Annotated in this window: 1 protein-coding gene; it reads right to left on the bottom strand. The window is 64.0% G+C overall.

What is annotated here, in order from left to right:
• Nucleotides 1-444, bottom strand: a 444-nt coding sequence (locus AB4Y34_RS41995; RefSeq protein WP_368719324.1) for a PQQ-binding-like beta-propeller repeat protein, incomplete at both ends; no start/stop codon positions are given.

The following is a 444-nucleotide window of genomic DNA, read 5'->3' as shown; positions in this document are numbered from 1 at the left end:
CAGATAGCCTTCCGGCGTGCCGGTGAAGACGAGGTTGCCGGCGGTGGTCAGCACGCCGCCCCACAGCGGGGCCGGGTTCTTGTATTCCCAGACGATCTTGCCGGTCTTCGGATCGACGGCGCGCAGTGCACCGATGTAATCGTCGTACAGCGGCTTGATGGTGAAGCCGGCGCCGAGATAGGCCGCACCCTTCTTGTAGGTGATCGGCTCGTTCCAGATGTCCATGCCCCACTCGTTGGCCGGGACATAGAACAGCTCGGTCTGCGGGTTGTAGGCCATCGGCATCCAGTTCTTGGCGCCCAGGAAGGCCGGGGCCGCAAACACCGACTTGCCCTTGGCGTCATGCGCATCGGCGATCGCCGGGGCGCCTGGACGGTTGTCGTCGATATAGATCGGACGGCCCGTCTCGATGTCGATGCCCTTGGCCCAGGTGATCTTGGTGAC

The sequence above is a fragment of the Paraburkholderia sp. BR10954 genome (genome assembly GCF_040965775.1).
Lineage (GTDB): Bacteria > Pseudomonadota > Gammaproteobacteria > Burkholderiales > Burkholderiaceae > Paraburkholderia > Paraburkholderia youngii.
This window is presented reverse-complemented; position numbering and strand designations above follow the sequence as displayed.